General features: G+C 40.3%; 22 protein-coding genes. 5 read left to right on the top strand and 17 right to left on the bottom strand.

Features of this window, described 5'->3' with window-relative positions:
- Nucleotides 1-18: 18 nt before the first annotated feature.
- A complete protein-coding gene (locus MOJ78_RS08625) occupies nucleotides 19-936 on the top strand; it encodes a ClpXP adapter SpxH family protein (protein WP_370529781.1) in 918 nt (305 codons plus the stop codon).
- A gap of 280 nt (nucleotides 937-1216) precedes the next feature.
- Here MOJ78_RS08625 and MOJ78_RS20920 read toward each other — a convergent pair whose 3' ends face one another.
- Both MOJ78_RS20920 and MOJ78_RS20915 read right to left on the bottom strand, forming a co-directional pair.
- Nucleotides 1217-1450 carry an NUDIX hydrolase gene (locus MOJ78_RS20920; protein WP_370529780.1) on the bottom strand — a complete coding sequence of 78 codons (234 nt, stop codon included), beginning with the start codon at nucleotides 1448-1450 and terminating at the stop codon, nucleotides 1217-1219.
- Nucleotides 1451-1463: 13 nt separating this feature from the next.
- The gene (locus MOJ78_RS20915; RefSeq protein WP_370529779.1) at nucleotides 1464-1613 is read right to left on the bottom strand and encodes an NUDIX domain-containing protein; all 150 of its coding nucleotides are present in this window, start codon (nucleotides 1611-1613) and stop codon (nucleotides 1464-1466) included.
- Nucleotides 1614-1683: 70 nt separating this feature from the next.
- Between MOJ78_RS20915 and MOJ78_RS08615 the strand changes: the two genes are divergently transcribed.
- Entirely contained in the window at nucleotides 1684-1863 is a 180-nt protein-coding gene (locus MOJ78_RS08615) for a hypothetical protein (protein ID WP_304980778.1), read from the top strand.
- Nucleotides 1864-1960: 97 nt separating this feature from the next.
- Here MOJ78_RS08615 and pepF read toward each other — a convergent pair whose 3' ends face one another.
- The 4 genes from pepF to mecA all read right to left on the bottom strand — a co-directional run bounded on the left by pepF (nucleotide 1961) and on the right by mecA (nucleotide 7895).
- Complete coding sequence (gene pepF / locus MOJ78_RS08610; protein WP_304980777.1) at nucleotides 1961-3781, bottom strand: oligoendopeptidase F; 1821 nt, start codon at nucleotides 3779-3781, stop codon at nucleotides 1961-1963.
- A gap of 151 nt (nucleotides 3782-3932) precedes the next feature.
- Nucleotides 3933-5120, bottom strand: coding sequence for a competence protein CoiA (locus tag MOJ78_RS08605; RefSeq protein ID WP_304980776.1), 1188 nt, complete (start codon nucleotides 5118-5120; stop codon nucleotides 3933-3935).
- Nucleotides 5121-5555: 435 nt separating this feature from the next.
- Complete coding sequence (cls, locus tag MOJ78_RS08600) at nucleotides 5556-7070, bottom strand: cardiolipin synthase (protein ID WP_304980775.1); 1515 nt, start codon at nucleotides 7068-7070, stop codon at nucleotides 5556-5558.
- A 147-nt stretch (nucleotides 7071-7217) separates the two neighbouring features.
- A complete protein-coding gene (gene mecA / locus MOJ78_RS08595; protein WP_304980774.1) occupies nucleotides 7218-7895 on the bottom strand; it encodes an adaptor protein MecA in 678 nt (225 codons plus the stop codon).
- Between the two features lie 359 nt (nucleotides 7896-8254).
- Here mecA and MOJ78_RS08590 point away from each other — a divergent pair, with 359 nt between their 5' ends.
- Nucleotides 8255-8926 (top strand): TerC family protein, encoded by a 672-nt coding sequence (locus tag MOJ78_RS08590; RefSeq protein WP_370529812.1) that lies wholly within the window; start codon nucleotides 8255-8257, stop codon nucleotides 8924-8926.
- 68 nt (nucleotides 8927-8994) lie between these two features.
- Here MOJ78_RS08590 and spxA read toward each other — a convergent pair whose 3' ends face one another.
- The 3 genes from spxA to MOJ78_RS08575 all read right to left on the bottom strand — a co-directional run bounded on the left by spxA (nucleotide 8995) and on the right by MOJ78_RS08575 (nucleotide 10468).
- Nucleotides 8995-9390 (bottom strand): transcriptional regulator SpxA, encoded by a 396-nt coding sequence (gene spxA, locus MOJ78_RS08585; protein WP_304980771.1) that lies wholly within the window; start codon nucleotides 9388-9390, stop codon nucleotides 8995-8997.
- 386 nt (nucleotides 9391-9776) lie between these two features.
- Nucleotides 9777-9902 (bottom strand): hypothetical protein, encoded by a 126-nt coding sequence (locus MOJ78_RS08580; RefSeq protein ID WP_304980770.1) that lies wholly within the window; start codon nucleotides 9900-9902, stop codon nucleotides 9777-9779.
- 23 nt (nucleotides 9903-9925) lie between these two features.
- Nucleotides 9926-10468 carry a GNAT family N-acetyltransferase gene (locus tag MOJ78_RS08575; RefSeq protein ID WP_304981213.1) on the bottom strand — a complete coding sequence of 181 codons (543 nt, stop codon included), beginning with the start codon at nucleotides 10466-10468 and terminating at the stop codon, nucleotides 9926-9928.
- A gap of 196 nt (nucleotides 10469-10664) precedes the next feature.
- Here MOJ78_RS08575 and MOJ78_RS08570 point away from each other — a divergent pair, with 196 nt between their 5' ends.
- Nucleotides 10665-10847 (top strand): hypothetical protein, encoded by a 183-nt coding sequence (locus MOJ78_RS08570; RefSeq protein WP_304980769.1) that lies wholly within the window; start codon nucleotides 10665-10667, stop codon nucleotides 10845-10847.
- 57 nt (nucleotides 10848-10904) lie between these two features.
- Here the strand turns inward: MOJ78_RS08570 and MOJ78_RS08565 are convergent, their stop codons facing one another.
- Nucleotides 10905-12101 carry a putative glycoside hydrolase gene (locus MOJ78_RS08565; RefSeq protein WP_370529778.1) on the bottom strand — a complete coding sequence of 399 codons (1197 nt, stop codon included), beginning with the start codon at nucleotides 12099-12101 and terminating at the stop codon, nucleotides 10905-10907.
- 249 nt (nucleotides 12102-12350) lie between these two features.
- On the opposite strand from MOJ78_RS08565, the gene MOJ78_RS08560 reads away from it, so the two are divergent.
- Nucleotides 12351-12899: an HD domain-containing protein gene (locus MOJ78_RS08560; RefSeq protein ID WP_304980768.1), complete on the top strand. Its 549-nt coding sequence runs from the start codon at nucleotides 12351-12353 to the stop codon at nucleotides 12897-12899.
- Here the strand turns inward: MOJ78_RS08560 and MOJ78_RS08555 are convergent.
- The 7 genes from MOJ78_RS08555 to MOJ78_RS08525 form a co-directional block, all read right to left on the bottom strand.
- Entirely contained in the window at nucleotides 12896-13312 is a 417-nt protein-coding gene (locus tag MOJ78_RS08555; protein ID WP_304980767.1) for a hypothetical protein, read from the bottom strand. The two genes, MOJ78_RS08560 and MOJ78_RS08555, sit on opposite strands and share 4 nt — an antisense overlap.
- Before the next feature lie 127 nt (nucleotides 13313-13439).
- Entirely contained in the window at nucleotides 13440-14294 is an 855-nt protein-coding gene (locus tag MOJ78_RS08550) for a DegV family protein (protein ID WP_304980766.1), read from the bottom strand.
- A 154-nt stretch (nucleotides 14295-14448) separates the two neighbouring features.
- Nucleotides 14449-15435 (bottom strand): ABC transporter ATP-binding protein, encoded by a 987-nt coding sequence (locus tag MOJ78_RS08545; RefSeq protein WP_304980765.1) that lies wholly within the window; start codon nucleotides 15433-15435, stop codon nucleotides 14449-14451.
- A complete protein-coding gene (locus tag MOJ78_RS08540; RefSeq protein WP_304980764.1) occupies nucleotides 15435-16457 on the bottom strand; it encodes an ABC transporter ATP-binding protein in 1023 nt (340 codons plus the stop codon). Before MOJ78_RS08540 ends, MOJ78_RS08545 begins: the two co-directional genes overlap by 1 nt.
- A gap of 19 nt (nucleotides 16458-16476) precedes the next feature.
- Nucleotides 16477-17490: an oligopeptide ABC transporter permease gene (gene opp3C, locus MOJ78_RS08535; RefSeq protein ID WP_304980763.1), complete on the bottom strand. Its 1014-nt coding sequence runs from the start codon at nucleotides 17488-17490 to the stop codon at nucleotides 16477-16479.
- Nucleotides 17490-18419 carry an oligopeptide ABC transporter permease gene (opp3b, locus tag MOJ78_RS08530; RefSeq protein ID WP_304980762.1) on the bottom strand — a complete coding sequence of 310 codons (930 nt, stop codon included), beginning with the start codon at nucleotides 18417-18419 and terminating at the stop codon, nucleotides 17490-17492. The genes opp3C and opp3b overlap by 1 nt, the downstream gene beginning before the upstream one ends.
- A 174-nt stretch (nucleotides 18420-18593) precedes the next feature.
- Nucleotides 18594-20282 (bottom strand): peptide ABC transporter substrate-binding protein, encoded by a 1689-nt coding sequence (locus MOJ78_RS08525; RefSeq protein WP_304980761.1) that lies wholly within the window; start codon nucleotides 20280-20282, stop codon nucleotides 18594-18596.
- Nucleotides 20283-20503: the final 221 nt, after the last annotated feature.

The raw sequence follows: 20503 nt of genomic DNA, 5'->3' as shown, positions 1-20503 counted from the left end.
CAGAGAGGAGAATAACCATTGACAACGTATGAAGACGGAAAAAAAGGTCAATCTAACACCTTACAAGCTCAATACGATCTTGGAATCTTACCCCCAGGCGTAAGCCGTCCTGTAGAAATTTATTCGTTCGTTGATCCGCTCTGCCCAGAGTGCTGGGGACTCGAACCTGTTTTGAAGAAACTACAAATCGAATATGGTCAATACTTCAGACTTCGCCACTTGATGGGAGGACACTTGGACTACTGGAATAGTGTTCTTCGAAAACGAGATGGTATTTGCTCACGAGAGGAAGTCGCAAAAAGCTGGGAAAAGATTGCAAACCGTTCAGGAATGTCTTGCGATGGGGACCTTTGGTTGGAGGACCCGATCAAAACACCGTATATCGCATCGATTGCTGTCAAGGCGGCGGAGCTTCAAGGAAAAGCGGCGGGCGTCAGCTTTTTACGGAAGCTGCGGGAAGTCTTGTTTTTACAAAAACAAAATATCTCCAAGCTTGAGGTTCTTGAGATTTGTGCGATTGAGTCTGGACTGGATTTGAAGGAATTTCAAAAAGACCTCCATTCCGAAGGGGCTGTAAGAGCCTTTCAATGCGATGTGAAAACAACGAGGGAGATGGAAGTAAACCAACTGCCTTCACTCGTGTTTTTCAGTAATACATCTGAGGAAGGCATTAAAATTACTGGAATGTATCCGTATGAAATTTATGTACACATCCTTGAGGAGTTGTTGGGGAAAAAGCCTGAAAAGATTTCTCCACCGACGTTTCTGGATTTCTTGAAAAAATATCGATTTGTTGCAACTCAGGAAATTGCTGAGGTATACAATCTGTCAAAGGGTGAAGTTGAAAAGGAATTCAAAAAACTCGTGCTGCAGCAGCGAGTAGAACGTGTTCCTGTTAAGCATGGAACGTTTTGGCGATATATCGAAAAGCGATAATTAAGCAAGAGACTGACTCATAAGGTGAAAACCTTCAAAATATGGGGTCAGTCTCTTTGTTATTTGAAGAATATCGATAATACAGGAAACAAATTCAATTTATGTGTGAAATTCCGATTATGGCTGGGGTTTACGGTCTGGGTAAGGGAACTTCTGAGTTTTGGTGTGGAACTCGAACTCGTATATTTCGCGTATAAAGTGAAAATTGTAGTAAGTTACCTTTTCCAAGGAATCAAAAGGGGCTGAAGCAAGATCACTGTGCTTAATGTCAACCTCTTTTTCACACATAAACCAGCCCTTCAAGGATTGGAACAAGTTCTTTCGGACGGACATCCAACCTTGCAAGTGAATTTACGGTAACCCAAACAGGTTCGTACGTTCCTCGATTACGTTTGTGATCCATAAATTCCTCCACGTTTCCTTTTCCAAAGGTTCCCCCAATAATCTCAGCAAGATAAAAGTACTGATTGCCCTCCCATTGTAGTGTATAAAGAAGGGATTTGACCCTAATCACAACACCAAGCTCCTCAGACGCTTCGAATCGCTGTCTGTTCAGGACTTTCCCCTTGTTCAATTCCACCGCCTGGGACCACATAGTAGACTTCCTCATTCCACTCTCTTTTTATTAGTGCAACTTTCTTTTGCTTAATTAGGATTACACTACTTCGTTCACGCATATTACCTCCATTTGTTTGCTCATTTTTTTTACACTCGTCTCATAAATTATTATGGAAAGGGGGCTGAATAATGGATTGGAAATTTGTTGGTTTATCAGCGATATTGATCAGCTTTATTCTAGTTATCTTCGGTTTTCTGAGGATGTTTCCTCTTTTTATTGCAACGCCTTTGCTATTTATCTCAATTTTTTATACAGTACACCGGTACTTCCACAGACGTAGCTTTAAAGGCTTCAACTCTACTCATTAATGAACGTGCTTCTCAATCGATAAAATTATTTTATCCTACAACAAAGGGGCTAACTCCTTATTAAGAGCTAGCCCCGGTATAATAAATATCCTAAATCCTACTCGTCCTCAAACAATAATTGCTCCATTTCACCTAAAACAGATTCAAACACTGACAATGCATCTTCGATTGGTTTGCTGCTCGTCATATCGACCCCTGCCTTTTTCAGAACCTCGATCGGATAATCTGAACTTCCCGCATTTAAAAATTCGATGTAGCGGTCAACTGCAGGCTTTCCTTCTTCAAGAAGTTGTTTGGATAGGGATGCTGCAGCACTAAATCCAGTCGCGTATTGATAAACATAGTAATTGTAATAGAAGTGAGGGATACGTGCCCATTCTAGGCCAATTTCTTCATCGATGACGATATCGTCCCCAAAGTATTTCTGATTCAGTTCATAATACAACTTCGTAAAGAGATCCGGTGTCAGAGCTTCCCCTTCTGCTGCCTTCTCATGAATAAGCTGTTCAAACTCTGCAAACATCGTTTGACGGAAGACAGTACCTCGGAACCCCTCAAGCAAGTGATTCAACAGATACAATTTTTTCTTCTTATCATCTGTATGCTTTAAGAGATAATCATTCAGTAGTGCTTCATTACACGTTGAAGCCACCTCAGCTACAAAAATCGAATAGTTCGCATACGGGTATGGCTGGGATGCTCGTGTAAAGTAGCTGTGTACAGAGTGCCCAATCTCATGGGTCAGTGTAAATAGATTATTAACGTTATCCTGCCAGTTCATAAGAATGTATGGCATCGTTCCGTATGCGCCTGATGAATAGGCCCCACTTCGCTTACCTGCGTTCTCTTGAACATCAATCCAGCGTTTTTCATAGCCTTCACTGACAATATTAACGTATTCTTCTCCCATAGGTTCAAGACTGTTAAGGACGAGGTCTTGTGCTTCTCCATAAGGGATTTCCATTTTTACATCTTTCACGATTGGTGTGTAAAGGTCATACATATGCAGTTCATCAAGTCCAAGCGCCTTTTTTCTCAACTTGACATACCGGTGCAGTAAATGCAGATTATCATTGACTGTCCCTACAAGATTGTCATACACCTTTTCAGGAATATTGTTACTGTCAAGTGCAGCTTGACGGGCAGAATCGTAATTCCGTACCTTTGCGTAAAAATTATCCTTCTTGACCGTCCCGCTCAATGTGCTTGCGAATGTGTTTTTAAACTTATCATATGAGCTATACATAGCATGAAATGCATTTTTTCGTACTTCCTGATCATCGCTTTCTAGGAATCGAATATATCTTCCGTGTGTTAGTTCGATCTCTTCCCCTTTTTCGTCCTTTACAGAAGGGAATTTCATATCTGCGTTGTTCAGCATCCCGAATGTGTTACTCGGACTACTTGTCACTTCACCTACACCCGCCAGCAAAGCTTCTTCCTTTTTGGAAAGAATGTGCGGCCGACTGCGGTTGATTTCATCAAGAAGGTGTTCATACAGCTTTAATTCACTATGTTCTTGGACAAATGACTTGATGGTAGCTTCGTCCAATGATAGAATTTCCGGTACGATATAGGAAAGATGGCTGCTCGTTTCAGTCGCCAAGTTTGATGCTCGATCATTCAACCCCTGGTAGAAGGAGTTCGTTGTATCTTGATCATAGCGCATATGGGCGTATGTATATAACTTCCCTAGTTTCATCGTAATCTTGTCCTGAAGCTGCAGTGCTTCATACATCGTTTCCGCTGATTCGCCTAATTTACCTTGAAACTGATCAATCTCAGGAATCAATTGTTTGACCCGTTTGAATTCTTCTTCCCAACTCTCATCGGTTTCGAAAATATCTTCTAGATTCCACGTATCCTCTACTGGAATCTCTTCTCTTTTGGGTATTGATTTTACGGATTGTTCTGCCATATTAAAGTTCCTCCCTTTTTTCAACATCACTTAAATAGAGTATATCTGGAATGATTGCCCTATACAAACATTCCACTTCATAAAATAAAAATTCGAGGCTATCCTATCGTTTTCCTTTAATAACACATGAAATTTTCAGGCTATCCACTTACTAGGTAGAAAGCTTTTGTAGTATATCCAAAACCCTCTGGTTCGCCTCAGCAATAGAGCTAGGATACTCAATTCCCCTCATCTTAATAAAGGTTACCGATGACTTGCGTTCCAAGACACCCAATCGAGTTAGCCAATTCATGTAATCCATAATCGCAAATGAGATGTGAGAATCTACTTTGATTGAGAACAGTCTCCTCTTAATCTTCAACGCTGAAAACTGTTTGATGAACAACCGATATACGTTCTGAAAATCTATTGAACTACCTAATGGGAGAGGGTCGATCATCTCGATAAGAAAACGAGTCTGCCAGATATAGGAGGGGGTCTTAAACCAATATAAATATTTTGTTGGGATACCTGCTTCAGCCGGAAATAAGCTGACAGGAATACCCTTATCTAACATCCTTTTTTTTAGATTTAAAACAGCGGGATCTCGGCTTAAATGGAGGTACAACCGGGTTTGTTGGAGGAGGTTCTTCCATGGTTGGATTAAGCTAGTGGGAAAACGGGAGATTTTAGGATCAATTTGCACTGGAAAGGTTGCATCTGGTAAGGCGATCGCAAGAGGGGTTGCAAAGACAGTTCGGGTTGAAAATGGGATAATCGATTGTAAAAGAAAGAAGTACTGATTCCTCGGAGAGTAATAAATAAGAAATGGATCGGTTTTCGGTGCAAACCGAATTGCATTCCATGCAACGTCATCCATCCGGAATACACAATCTGACTTAGCTGAAATCCGTGAATGACCAAGAATCCAATACGGCTCAATACTATGCTGGGAATATGTGGCTGTTCGTTTTTGAATGAGTTTTTCAGAAATTGTGGAGCATTGGAATTCGATCGCATAAAGGCGGGTAATATTCGAAAGAAGAAGATCGGGGCGTTGCTTGAAGCTTGTGAAATAATGTTCCATTTTCACAATAGGGTAGTTCTTTTTCAACCATTGATATAGTTGCACTTTTGCAGTTAGATGGTACATGGATTCGGGTTCATGCTGCCCGCTGCATTCGTTCGAATCGAGATGGGAAAAATGCCAAATTCGTTTCGAACCAAGCTTTAATTGTACCGTGTTGGAGCAGGCGGGACAAAGAAAGGATTCATTCTTTCGTAGCTGCTCTAGGTCCTTTCGTTCCCAAGGTTCCCCAAGATTTATCAACTGTCCACTCGCTGATTTTGCCAGGAGCATTGCATCACCTCAATATTAGTTTTGTATCTCCTTTATTCGTCATTAAAAAACAAATTCCTCTTTCGGCTTTTGAAAATCGTGTGCGGGAGTCAACCTCCTAGTTTTTAGGAGAACGGGTCCTGGAAAAATGATTTGCAGGACTCAATCTCCTAGTTTTTAGGCGGATGGGTCCTGGAAAAACGATTTGCGGGACTCAACCTCCTAGTTTTTAGGTGAATGGGTCCTGGAAAAATGATTCGCAGGACTCAATCTCCTAGTTTTTAGGTGAATGGGTCCTGGAAAAATGATTTGCGGGACTCAACCTCCTAGTTTTTAGGCGAATGGGTCCTCGAATATCGGTTGGCTGATGGATTTCAAGAAATGGTGGCGTGTACCGCATAATAAAAAGGACACTGAACAGTAAAAACGTCAGTGTCCTCTCATTTCCCCTTTGCCCTAAAGCAATGGGGACAACAGCCTTGAAGTCGACTCCACCAGCTTATTAAAAATCGAACGTTTTTGGAACGTATCGAGTACCAGTTGAGTCGAATTTTCAAGGTCCTGTAAATAATCATCAACTAATCTTAATGTACTATTGGTCCGGTATAGGAATGCGTTCACCTCAAAATTCAAATGAAAACTTCTCATATCCATATTCGCAGTTCCGATTGATGCAAGCTCATTATCGACAATTACGATTTTACTATGGAGGAATCCTTTTCGATATTCATAAATCTTTATCCCTGCTTCCAACAGACTTGGAAAATAAGACCGCGAGGCATAAAACGGAAGTCGTTTGTCTGGTTTGGCCGGTACAAGTATACGAACATCAAGTCCACTTAATGCAGCCACCCTCAAAGCATTCAAGATATCTTCATCAGGTATAAAATAAGGGGAAGTAATCCAGATCGACCGTTTCGCAGAAATGATCATCGAAAAAAACAGTTTTTTGATTACATCCCATTGATGATCGGGGCCACCGGAAATCATCTGTACGCCCCCGTTTAATTTCATATCCGGTATAGCTGGGGAAAGATATTGTGGCTTCAACAAGGTCTCACCCGTCATTGAATACCAGTCTTGCAAAAAGATTAGCTGTAAACTTCGAACAGCCTCACCCTTGACCCAAAGGTGTGTATCCCTCCAAAAGCCATACGTTGGATTCAGGCCTAAATATTCGTCACCGATATTTATTCCACCAACAAAAGCGACTTCTCCATCAATGACGATGATTTTCCGGTGATTTCGATAGTTGATTTTATTATTGAAGAAGGGGAGTTTTACAGGTAAAAATGCTTTGACCTGAACCCCGGCTTGTTCAAGTTCATCCACATATTCTTGGGATAACCGCCAACTGCCAACCCCGTCATACAAAAAGCGAACCTCCACCCCTGCTCTTGCTTTTTCAGTTAAAAGTGTTTGTAACTCCCTTCCGATCCGATCATCCCGAACGATATAATATTCAAGATGGATATGTTCCTTGGCACTTTTTATGCTTTGGAATATACAAGCATAGGTTTCCTTTCCGTTGGTCAACACCCGCGTGTTCGTGTTAAATGACACCGGACTCTTACCTAGCTTTTGTGCTAATTTAAATAGTAGTCGCTGGTGGTCACCCATCATTTGAAATTGTTCATTATTTATCGCTCGATTTTGCTCAAACCTTGAGAACGCCTCTTCATCAATGAGAGCCTTTTGGGCAAACATTTTTTTCTTTCGATAATTCTTACCAAACAATAAATAAAAGAAAAATCCGACAAACGGGAATGCAGCAAGAACGACAATCCATGTAAGAGTTTGGGATGGGTGACGGTTTTCCATGAATATGACAAGTCCGATAAAAAGAGCGGAAAGCGAGAAAAACAAACTGAGTGCTCCAAGGATCCAGTTTTCCCAATATGGTTTTGTAATAACAAAGATACTTATCAACAAAGCCAAAAATAAGCTTACCTGCATCGTTTTTTTGAACATCGTCTTCCATCCTTTATTCTACAAAATCTGCGTAGCTAAGTTTATATCAAGCTTCATACCAAACTAGACGTTGTATATGATGTAAATACGAGCTGTATGTTGTTTATTATGTAAAAACGCCGAACTTCAAATGAATTCGGCGTTTTGTTATCGTTGCGGAAACTTTTCATTTAGTTGTTCCAAAGCATTGTCCTGGATAATAACTTTGCCGTATTCTTCAAGACGATGTATCGTTAGATCAGCTTCATCCCCAAATTCTAACATCTGGCTTAAGACATCATCCTGCTCCGATTCACTATAAGCATCATAAAATGTCACGTACAGATAATATCTGTTTTCATAATGATAAAGTGTGTCCTCAAATGATTCGGTTTTAATATAATGACTTAGCCGTATAAGCTCCTCAATATCGGAAAAACGGAGCATAAACGATAGATAATCTTCATCGTCTGCTTCGATCTCATCATCAGATTTATCATCAGAGCTAAACTGATGGTCCAGCATCTTTTCGATGTTTTCATCTACTGGTACATCCACCTGCTTATCGTCGGAAATTGGCAGCTCCAGCTTTGATCCATCCTGTGAAAGAGAAGCTCGTGTAACTAGTATTTCGAGTCCTTTATCAAGTGCCTGAACTTGAATCCAGAGCGGTCCTTCTAAGGAAAACTGTTCCTGTTGATGGGCTTCATCCATCATTTCCCAAAACAATTCCTCTCCTCTTTCCCGGTTCTGCCAAATTTCTTCCTTATCAAAGCCTCTTGTTTCTATATCATTATACGTAATAAAAAATTTAATCGTATACTCATTGACACGTTCAATTTCCATGGTGTTTCTCTCCCTTCGATCCAGATTATCACCTGGAAGAGATATTAAACCCCGGTGCAGTAAATATGGTTAACTCATTACACTAGGTATTCCCGTAATCGCGAAAGTTATATCCTTCATGATAAATGGAGTTTCTTGTACTTCTATTCTATGATAAATAAAGGAATAATGAAATAAAAATGCATGACCATTTTTTCTTTTTCATCAAAATAGGCCTTTGTCCTGTGCTCTATACTTGACGGTAAGGAAAAACTATCTTATAATTTCAACGTTAGTCTAAGCTACATAGTTTTTGATATTGATTGTACGTGGATTCATACTAGCCGTCAAGTGTATTAGCAGAAAGGAGCTTTTTTTTGATTTTCGACTCTGAATTTTTAATTGCTTTGCTGCAGATTATCGCCATCGATATCGTTCTAGGTGGGGATAATGCGATTGTAATTGCACTAGCAAGCCGAAATTTGCCTGACCACCAAAGAAACAAAGCAATTTTCCTTGGTACAGGACTTGCGATTGCGGTTCGTGTCCTGTTGACCATTGTTGCTGTTTTTCTATTGAAAATTCCATATTTAATGTTAATCGGTGGTTTGTTGCTTGTGTACATTGCATACAACTTATTATCCGATGATAATGATGATGCAGATATAAAAGGCGGAACAACCCTTATTGAAGCAATTCGGACGATTGTTGTGGCCGATATTGTCATGGGTGTTGATAATGTACTAGCAATCGCTGGTGCAGCTCATGGAAACATTCTTCTCGTAATTATTGGTTTACTTGTTTCAGTACCAATCATCATTTGGGGAAGTAAATTGATCCTCCACTTTATGGAAAAATATCCTTCTATCATATTCATAGGGGCAGGAGTTTTAGGGTTTACTGCTGCTGGGATGATTATGGAAGAAAAAGTTGTTCACGAATGGGTTGCGGACAATCTCATACTTAAGTTGCTGATTTATGTTGTCGTAATCGGGGGTATTTTACTCGCAGGCTGGCTTACTAAACGTGTAAAATCACGTACAAATGTATAAAAGAAAACTTGGTTTAGCCAAGTTTTCTTCTCCAAATAAAACGGGTTGACGTCTGTCAACCCGTTTTATCAATTCACCATTTTTTGTGCTTCTTGAAGCTGGAATGTCCGGACCTTTCTCGGTAGGAACCGACGGATTTCATCTTCGTTATATCCTACCTGCAATCGTTTTTCATCGATCAGGATCGGACGTCGCAGCAATCCGGGATTCTCACTCATTAATTCAAACAAATCTTGAAGAGGCATGGTTTCGAGATTTATGTTCAATTCCTGAAACGTTTTTGAACGCTTGGAAATGATCTCATCCGTACCCTCCTCCGTCATTCGGAGAATTTCCTTCAATTCTGTTATCGAAAGAGGCTCTGAAAAAATGTTGCGTTCTTGAAATGGAATCTCATGCTCTTCCAACCATGCTTTCGCTTTTCTACATGAAGTACAGCTCGGTGAAGTATATAGTTTAACCATAAGGATCGACTCCTTTCATGATTTACATACAAATTGTAGAGAATCCTACTTGAAAAAGATTATTAAATCATATTTTATATTATACTACAATTTTTATATGGATGATAGGGGGTCAAAAAAGTTTCAATTGATTCAAACCATTGGGTATAATCAGTTCAATAATGCTATTCCCCCTCTTATTTATTTTAAACTTCAAATCGAGAAATAAAAAATAGAATTAAGGGAATTCTCAGTCAACAAATGGTTCGAAACTCAGTATTGAAAAGTGAGCGCGCAAAATTAAAATTATTAATTTGTGAGTGTAATCCTTTTTTACGTAAATACAAAGACCTGAGTGGAATAAACCATCTCCACCCAGGTCTTATAGTCTTTTCACTTTAAATCCGTTAAGCAGTATGCTTGGATTGAGAAGCTGGACCTTTGTTTGGTTGTGGAGACCATCCACCAAGCTTCTTCTTAAGAAGGTCTTTCAACCATTCACGTTTCTTTTTATTTTTCGTACGGCGTTTCATATTACTCACCGTCCTTTCATTCATCACTCTTCAAAGGTGAGAACATCTTCAACGTTTTGGTATGACTTCCCGTAAAGCTCCTTATCTTTGTATGTGTGAATCTTCTCGTATGTCTTTTTCATGCTTTCATAAATAACCTCTTCGGATTCTTCATTTGGTGCCCAAAACAAGATTTCCATTTCATTGATCTCATTGGTCGCCAGAGAACGTCGACTATATCCAATCGATTCTGCATGCTTGAATCCTTCTCTTATATAAAAACGCTGTCTTTTTTCTGTATCTGTGTCCTCGTAGTCGACCGGTTCCACTTCTAGAATAATAGGTTTTCCTTTATTCTTCAGTTTCTCTAAAAGCTTGTGTCCGATTCCTTGACCACGTGCAGCACCCGATACAAAGATATAATCAATGAATATAAAATCCTCAAACTCGGCGTACATCAGCACATGATGTTCTCCCTCATCCTTTTGGTAAACATCACTTTTCTCCTGCAATAATAGCTCCATGTGTTGCTTCGATTTCATTTCTTCAATTGGAAAGTATTGATTGAGTTTTTCGTACCAGTTCATTGATCTACCCTTTCTATTTTGATTCTTCATTTCCATTATAACATAACCTCCGTTCTACTCTAAACCGGTATTCAGATGCGTAAGTTCCGGATTTGATCCCAGCACATGAGAATACCTTCTTTCAAAGTAGTGAAACTTCTTTTATAATAGTATTATCAGGAATTGGTAAATGTATCATACAAAGGAGGGATTCCTCATGCAATTTTTTATAGATTTGACCTTAATGTCAATATGCATTATTGGTCTAACTGCATTTATGGGAATCATTACACATGGAGCTGCTTTGCGGTTATTCGGTAAAAACAGTCGTCGGTTTTTTGCTGTAAAAAGCAAGCAAACTCAGACAGGCTGGAGAAAGGTACAAAGAAGGGATACATAAAAATAATGCAAGAAGAAAAAACGGAGCAGGAATTCCAATTCCAGCTCCGTTTTTTATTTAATTTAGTGGGGTGTAGTCAACATTCGGTGTATAAGAGTTTCCTGCATCCCATAATAAAAATTCTTTAATTCCATTTTCGTTCAATGCTCGAATCTGTACTTCTACTTCATCTTTCCCGTATACTCGATAATTTCCACTTCCAAGGTAAGATGCTGTGAAATCTTGGATCCAAGGCCTTGAGGTTGGGGGATCCTTCATTGCACCTAGCTTTTGATTTTCAACCTTCGCATATTCTGTCACGAGGCGATACGGTTCTAAATCAGGTTTCGGAATCCCGAAGTACGATGTCCAGTGACTTGGATATATCATTGAGGAAATCACATCTACGTGACTCGATATCTTTGTAAAGTTCTGTCCGATACCAGGCGCCTCAGGAATCGTTGCCGTATATCCGAAAATATCAACAGATACCTTAACACCATATGGCTTTAATTGTTCCTCTGCATAAGCAACAAAGTCTGTAACAGCTTGAACACGTTTCTGAACATCATCAAGTTTAAGGTCCTTATATCCACCTATACTATAATTCAATGTTTTATCACGATTTTCGAACCCTTCAGGAAATCGAACGTAATCAAATTGGATTTCTTCAAAGCCCAATTTTGCAGCATCGATCGCCACTTGAAGGTTATATTCCCAAACTTCTTTGAGAAATGGATTCACAAAAGCCTCACCGCGTCCGTTTCTCCATATCTGACTACCCTTTTTGAAGGATAATTCAGGCTTTCTCTCAGCAAGTATAGAATCCTTGAATACTACGATTCGAGCAATCGGGTATATTTTGTGTTTTTCCAGTACTTCTAACATCTTTCTAGGTTCTTTGATAAATGGTTGCCCGAATGAATGGAGTGGTGAACCTTTTGCAGGAACATATGTTATATTTCCATAATCATCTTTTATATCGATAACCATCGCATTCAGGTCTGTGTTATCAATAAGTGAAACCAGTTTCTCAAATCGACTACCCCCTGCAGAGTGACCGGTCACATATATACCTCGAACAGCCTCTGGGTACGTAAAATCTAAACCGGAATCGTATACAAAGCGTGGTAATTGTTCCGGTAGCTCCCTCTTCATGATGTGTGTCTTGATCCCTTTATGTAACGATACTTCCTTGTCAGGTTCTTCCCCCGCCATTTCCCATTGTGGAAACGACAGTAAAAACAATGACATGATAACGTTCATCATTCCCATAATATGTTCCTCCCCCTGTTGTTAAACCCCTATGCATCTATTATAGGAAACTGCTCTTAACATGAAAAGCAACTTTCGACATATTTTTCTTATTTTTGGCAAGTTTTTATTTTTCGAATATAGTAGTATTTCAACATATTTATACTTTTAAAAAAACCAGGATACAGCTGTAAAAATACTTGAATGTAAGAGACAATTCATGGTATAGTGTTGAACAATATACTAAAAATCACGAAAGGAGGTTCACTCATGCGAAAACTTACACTTATAGATATTTTCCAGCATCCCCAAACACAAAAGTACCTAAAGCGCTCCGGGATAGCACATGCGATCGCCTCGAGCTATCACGCAGTTAAAATTGCGAAAAAATTGAATGTAGATCCTGACCTTGCAACAAAAGCAGCACTGCTTCATGACATCGGACACTACACGTGGTACAGTAACGGAGAATGGGACTACGACCTTTATAAAGCAAATGACATTCATGCAATTAAAGGGGCAGAGCGTGCCCATAAACTATTAATTGAGTTAGATGAGGACAGGATGAATGCAAAAGAAATTGCACTGGCGATATTACTTCACACCGATTCATATTTGCCAGAAGGAGAATTGAAGCTTAATCCACTGCAACAGGTCGTTAAACTAGCCGACGAAGCAGATGAAAAACCAGGCGGTAAACACCATTATCGTACGATTAGCGATGAACGAGCCAAATCGATGATCAACCAACTGGATACGATCGTCAACAAAGCAAGTGCGGAGTATTCTGTTGCAACAAGTCTGAAACAGCCAAGCTAGAAAGTACAGACTACATTTGAACCCTCGTATGTCAATGAGCTGCAGTCCAGCTCACTACATAACTCATCACTTAATTTTTCGGGAAATGTTATGGATTTCAAATCGGAATATTTAGCTCTTTTTACTGAAAAATCGATTAGTTTCATTAGAAGGGTATCAGAAAAATGTTCATCCTTGATAAAAATGGAGTGAACCTCTAATAGATTTAAATGAACGATGAACCAGAGAACCCCCACAACTATTTCTTCATTTTCAAAAACAAATAACTCATCATTTTCACTCATACGCACATCGATTATATTCTTCCACTCGTTCCTTGGAAATGACATTAATAAGTGAGGAAGTTGCTTTCTCCGCTCCATTTCATCAAATAATAAGATATCGTCCTCAGGATCAAACATATAGTAGATCACTTCATCCCTCCTCTAGTACCTATATATACGGAATGTCTACTCGTATTATACGTCTGATCAGTTATGTTTTTGACGGCCCTGTGTTTATCATTCAAATAAAAAACAGCCTGGAAATGTACCAAAGCTGTTAATATTTAATAACCCCTATCGCATTTTCACTTGCATATGTTCCGATCACACTACCGAGTTTTATAAATCGGGTTTTTTTAAATGTATCCATTGAGAATTGTTCCTTAAATGTTTCGACTACAATATGTTTCGAAGGATAGCTATGAACGATGATGAGTTCTTCGTGATCTCCCTTCCATTCCTGAATCATCTCAGCAAGTTTACGAACTCCTTTTTTCTTACCTCTGAAATTTTCTAGGGTGTCAACGGTACCTTCTTTGATTTTTAGCAATGGTTTAATATTTAAAATTCCTGCTATACGGCCTTGTAGTGCTGAAATACGTCCGCCTTTTTTCAAGTTTTCAAGTGTTTCCAAAAGGATGATTCCAGTAACATCCTTCTTCCGTTTCTCAACTTGATGGAAAATCTCTTCAGACGAAAGCCCTTTTTCTGCAAGCTGGTCTGCATAATCAACTAAGTAAAGTACTCCCGCCGAAACCGTTTCGGTATCAATCAAGAATAACCGTTTCTGATCTCCTTCAGGAAACATCTCTTTAGCAACATTTGCACTTTGGTATGTGCCGCTCAACTTACCTGCTATCGCGAAGTAAATCACGGTATGCCCTTCAGAAATCAATTTTTGAAACGTATCGAAAAAACGCTTTGGCGATGGCTGACTCGTTTTTGGCAATGATTTTGAACCACGCATTTTATCATAAAAGTCCTCATGCGTAATCGTCACCCCATCTAGATAGGTTCCTTCTCCTTCAAAATTCACATTTAAAGGAACGACATGGATCGGAGTTCTTAAATTCAAGGATTCTTGTTGTCCTAAATAATCACTAGCACTATCAACGACAAATGAAATTGACATATATTTTCCTCATTCCTGATTACATCTTTCGTACACCTCTATTACTATCGTATGATGTTCTGAAAGAAAATACAACCTATAGAGACGCTATGATAAATGTTGATCAACGATAAAACGACCTCTATTCAGAGGTCGTCTTATCAACAATACCCTATTAATTTTCTTTTACTTCATCATCATATAAATGGCATGCAACATAGTGACCTTCTCTAGCTTCTTGCCATTTCGGTGCAACTTTAGCACATACGTCCATTGCATGCGGACATCTTGTGCGGAAACGGCAACCGCTTGGTGGTGATACCGGACTTGGTACATCACCTTCAAGAATGATTCTCTCCCGGCTGCGTTCTACTTCTGGGTCCGGAACCGGAATAGCAGATAGCAACGCTTGCGTGTATGGGTGTAATGGCTCATTGTATAGCGCATCACTTTCCGTAAGCTCAACCATGTTTCCGAGGTACATAACACCCACACGGTCACTGATATGCTTAACCATTGAAAGGTCATGCGCAATAAAGAGATACGTCAGACCACGTTCGCGTTGAAGCTTTTGCATCAGGTTAACGACCTGTGCCTGAATCGATACGTCCAATGCTGAGATTGGCTCATCGGCAATGATAAAGTCAGGGTCAACAGCTAACGCACGTGCGATTCCGATACGCTGACGTTGCCCACCACTGAATTCATGTGGATAACGATTCGCATGTTCCTTGTTTAAACCAACAGTTTCAAGTAATTCGTGAACTCGATTTAGTCGTTCTTCATTCGATTTAGCCAGTCCGTGAATATCGATACCTTCTGCAACGATATCTTTTACTGTCATTCTAGGGTTTAATGATGCATATGGGTCCTGGAAAATCATTTGCATCTTGCGGTTGAATTCTTTCAGCTTGGCCTTCGACTTTTTGCCGTGTACATCTTCACCATTAAACGTAACTTCCCCACCGGATGCCCCGTAGAGACGAATGATGGTACGGCCGGTCGTTGACTTACCACAACCTGATTCACCTACAAGACCAAGAGTTTCCCCTTTATAAATGTCAAAGGATACGTCATCGACAGCTTTTAACATCTGCCCTTTACCCATATTGAAGTATTTCTTCAGGTTTTTAACTTCTACTAATTTTTCTTTTGTTGCCATTATCTCGCACCTCCAACTGATGCCGCTTCTGGCTTTTCTACATTTGGTGCTCTGTCGTCTAACAACCAGCAAGCTGTCTTCTGGGTACCTGATAACTCAGTATAATCTGGCATATGGTCCTCACAAACCTTCATCGCATGTGGACAACGAGCTGCAAAAGGACACCCTTTTGGAGGATCACTTAAGTCTGGTGGTGATCCAGGAATTGCGATCAGATCCGTCTCTCTAGATACTCCGAGTTTCGGCATCGATGCAAGCAGTCCCCATGTGTAAGGATGCTTTGGCTTATAGAAGATTTCATCGACTGTACCCGTCTCAACAACTTGACCACCATACATAACCGCAACACGCTGAGCACTATTCGCTACAACCCCAAGGTCATGAGTAATCAGGATAATTGCAGTTCCTGTCTTATCCTGCAGATCACGCATCAAATCAAGAATCTGCGCTTGAATTGTAACATCTAACGCTGTAGTCGGCTCGTCTGCGATCAAAATCTTCGGATTGCAAGCTAACGCAATTGCAATGACTACACGTTGTCTCATACCACCGGAGAACTGGTGCGGATATTGCTTGATGCGTTCTTCTGCATTCGGGATACCAACCAGCTTTAATAGTTCAATTGCTCGAGCACTGGCTTGTGACTTCGACATACTTTGATGAATACGGAGTCCTTCCATGATTTGCTTCCCAACGGTCATCGTTGGATTTAAGGAAGTCATAGGATCTTGGAAAATCATCGATATTTCGGATCCTCGGATCTTTTGCATTTGTCGATCTGAAAGTTTAGCTAAATCTTTTCCCTCAAAAAGAATTTCACCATCTTTAATACGACCCGGCGGGTTAGGGATTAATCTCATGATACTTTTTGAAGTAACAGATTTACCTGAACCTGATTCACCTACGATCGCAAGAGTTTCCCCTTTTTTCAGTTGGAGGTCAACGCCACGTACTGCTTTAACCTCGCCTCCGTACGTATCAAATGAAACATGTAAGTTCTTTACTTCTAAAATAGTTTCCAACCTCTTCACCCACCTTCTACTAATCTCTCATCTTCGGATCGAGTGCATCACGTAATCCGTCAGCAACGATGTTAAACGCAATCATGATTAAACTGATCACAATTGATGGATAAATCATCATATGAGGGAAAATCTGCATATTTCTATATCCGTCTTCAATCAAAGTTCCTAGCGAAGCGATTGGAGGCTGTAGACCTAGCCCGATGAAGCTTAAGAATGCTTCGAAGAATATCGCTGCAGGAATCGTAAACATCGTATTGATGACGATGACACTCATTACGTTCGGAATTAAGTGTTTCGTAATTATCTTATTATCAGATGAACCGAGTGTACGGGAAGCGAGAACGAACTCCTGAGTTTTCAGTTTGAGAATTTGTCCACGTACTATCCTCGACATCCCTATCCATCCTGTTATTGTCAATGCCACGGTAATGGATATGATTCCTGGGTCCATTACGAGAATCATCAAGATTACGATAATCAAGTTCGGTATCCCGACTAATATTTCAACGATACGCTGCATGACATTATCGGTCCTGCCGCCATAATAAGCAGAAATACCACCATAAGCGACACCAATTACCATATCAATTGTAGCAGCAAGCAGTGCGATATATAAGGAGATACGGGTTCCCTGCCAAATGCGAGACCAAAGATCACGGCCAAGACCATCCGTACCTAACCAGAAATACTGGTCTTTTACCCCTTTGAACTCATACATGTCGTTACCCATTTCGTCAATACCGTCCATAATTCCCCAGTCTTCAAGCACTGGTACTCTAGGAGGTAAGTTGGCTCTTCCCAAATCCTGACTTGATGAATCGTATGGGCCGATCATCGAACCGAATATTGCAAAGAATGCAAGCAAGACTAGAATTATCATACCGATAATTGCTGCTTTGTTTTTCCTGAGGCTGATCCATGCGTCCTGCCAGAAGCTTAAACTTGGTCCGGCAATTTCTTCACTTTTTTCCTGATCAATCTCGGCAGGCTGAAACAATTCTTCTGTAACGGATTCTTCACGTTTACTCATTAATCTTTCCCCCCTGCCAGACGGATTCGTGGATCGATAACTCCGTATAAAATGTCAACAACTAAAATAATCAAAACCAAGAAGAATGAATAGAATAAAGTTGTACCCATGATTACTGGATAGTCATTTGTCGTTATGGAACGTACAAATTGTTCTCCAAGACCAGGAATAGCGAAAATTCGCTCTATGACTAAAGATCCTGTCATCAAACCGATTGCAAGCGGTCCCATGATTGTAATCAATGGAATCAGTGCATTGCGGATTCCGTGCTTGAATACGACACCGATGCCACTGACACCCTTTGCTCTTGCAGTCGTAATGTACTCTTGACCCATTACTTCAAGCATTTCTGTTCGGGTGAAACGTGCGGCGATCGCAACTACGAATACCCCCATTGAAATTGTAGGGAGAATCGTGTACTGGAATCCATCCCAAAAAGCTACAGGGAGCCATCCAAGCTTAACGGCAACATAATATTGAAGTAGTGCCGCAAACACAAAGCTTGGGATTGATTTACCGATTACCGCAATAAATGTAGACCCGTAATCCCAAATCGTGTTATAGCGAATTGCTGAAAGAATCCCTAATAATATACCGAAAATCGATCCAAAAATCATCGCCTGTAATCCAAGCTGAGCAGACGGACCAATCCGCTGCATTATCATGCCGGTAACCTCACGACCGTCAAATTGAAATGACAATCCAAGATCACCTGTGAATACATTGGCCATATATGTTACATATTGAACGGGGATAGGTTCATCAAGACCATATTTATCAAGAATGATTGCTTCTTGTTCTGCTGTCAGTTTTTCCGCGTTGCTCAGGGGGGTCCCTGGCATAATCTTCATAAGGAAAAACGTTGCAGAAGCAATGAGGACAAGTGTAACTAGCATATAGATTACACGTTGAAAGATATACCCTTTCATCCTCTTCCACCTCCATGTATGCCTTCTATTTTTCTGTGCTATTCTGCTGAAAGATCATTAACTATCAAAAGGTTTATTATTTTCTAAAAATAATTCCTTTACAGGGAAAAAGAGAGTATACGTCTTTCAGGACGACATATACTCTCCTGATACTATCTTAAAACTAGTACCTTATTATTTCCCTTCGATATATGCCCACTTGTAAGTGTAGTCAGGACCGAATGAGTTGATATATACGTTTTTCACGTATGGCTTCCAAAGTTGAGAAGTACCACGTTGGTAAAGTGGTCCAATCGCTGCATCTTCAGTAAGAAGCATTTTCTCTGCCTTTTGCATTGCTTCGAAACGTTCAACCGGCTTACCAGCTAGTTCCGTTTTCGCTGCTTCTACAAGTGCATCATATTCAGGGTTAGAGTAACCCATCTTGTTGTGTCCACCGTCAGTTACCCAAAGGTCGACGAACGTCATAGCATCCTGATAGTCAGGACCCCATCCAGCAAACTGGATGTCATAATCCTGTGCTTCATCTAGCTCTAGACGTTGCTTAAATGGTACACCTTTAAGTTCGATTGTAAGTCCAGGAAGGTTTTCTTCGAGCTGCGCCTTGAAGTATGCTTGCATCTTCTTAGACGTTTCTGTGTCTCCACCTAGGATTTCAAGAGTAACCTTGTCTTTTCCAAGTGCTTCAAGTCCCTTTTCCCAGTGCTCCTGTGCTTTTTCAACGTTGTACTTAAGCATGTCGCCGTTTGCTGCACGGAAGTCTTCACCAGTTTCAGGGTTTGTAACGAAGTCTTTAGGAACAGCGAAGTATGCAGGGATCGATCCGTTGTTAAGGATAACGTTAACAAGGTCTTCCTTGTTGATCGCCATGCTTAGCGCTTTACGAACATCAGCGTTCGCTAGTGCTTCGTTACGAGTCTGGTTGTACTTGAAGTAGAACAAGACAGCCTCACCGTAAGATTTGAAATCAGGGTGATCTTTGTATTTATTTACATATTCAGAAGATAGACCTACACGATCAATCTTTCCAGTTTCATAAAGGTTAACTGCAGTTGCAGGGTCTTTTACGACTTTAACATTGATTTCTTCTAGCTTAACTGTTTCAGCATCCCAGTAGTCAGGGTTCTTTTTCATTACCCATCCTTCTTCGTGCTTCCACTCAGTTAAAGTGAATGGTCCGTTGTAAATCATGGTATCTGCTTCAAGAGCGTAGTTATCGCCTTGAGACTCAACATACTCTTGATTTTGCGGCAAGAAAGTCGCAAATGTAGTCAAGCTTAGGAAGTATGGAGTTGGACGTTCAAGTGTTACTTTCAACGTCTTGTCATCAACGGCTTCAACACCTAACTCACTTGGCTTCATGTCACCAGCAGAGATTGCAGCAGCGTTCTTGACAGGACCCAAGATGAATGAGTATTGAGACGCTGTTTCTGGATTAACTGCTTTTTGCCATGAATAGACGAAGTCTTTTGCAGTTACTGGTGTACCATTTGTCCATTTCGCATCACGAAGGTGGAATGTGTAGACCAATTGATCGTCACTCACTTCGTGTCTTTCTGCGATACCAGGAACAGGCTGCATATCTTTACCTAGACGATAAAGACCTTCAAATACTCCTGCCATTACCTGGAATGCTACTGCATCCGTACCCATTACTGAATCCATAGTCGGAATTTCCGCAGATTCAATAATGTTTAAAACTTGTGGTTCAGCTTTTTCTTCTGTTGTTCCCTTATCTCCATCGCTACCTGTGTCGCCGTCGTCAGTAGTGTCAGTACCGCCGCCGCCGCCGCTACAAGCCGCGAGGAACATGCTTAGCACTAATACTAGTGTCATAAGCAATGACCATTTTGACTTTTTCATGTCTTAATGACCTCCCCTAATTATTTGTTGAATTTCCGTGAACGTTGTCCCTAAACAATCGTCAGATTATTTAAGTTTTTCGTCCACATTTCGTATTATACAAGTTTTCACACTATTTTGCATACACTTTTTTTAATATAATTTACAAAAAACCTTTATTAATTACGGTTTGGTGACAAAAAATAGGACTATTTACCTATCATTGAAATCGTGGTTAATTA

This window comes from Alkalihalobacillus sp. AL-G (assembly GCF_030643805.1).
GTDB lineage: Bacteria > Bacillota > Bacilli > Bacillales > Fictibacillaceae > Pseudalkalibacillus.
This window is presented reverse-complemented; position numbering and strand designations above follow the sequence as displayed.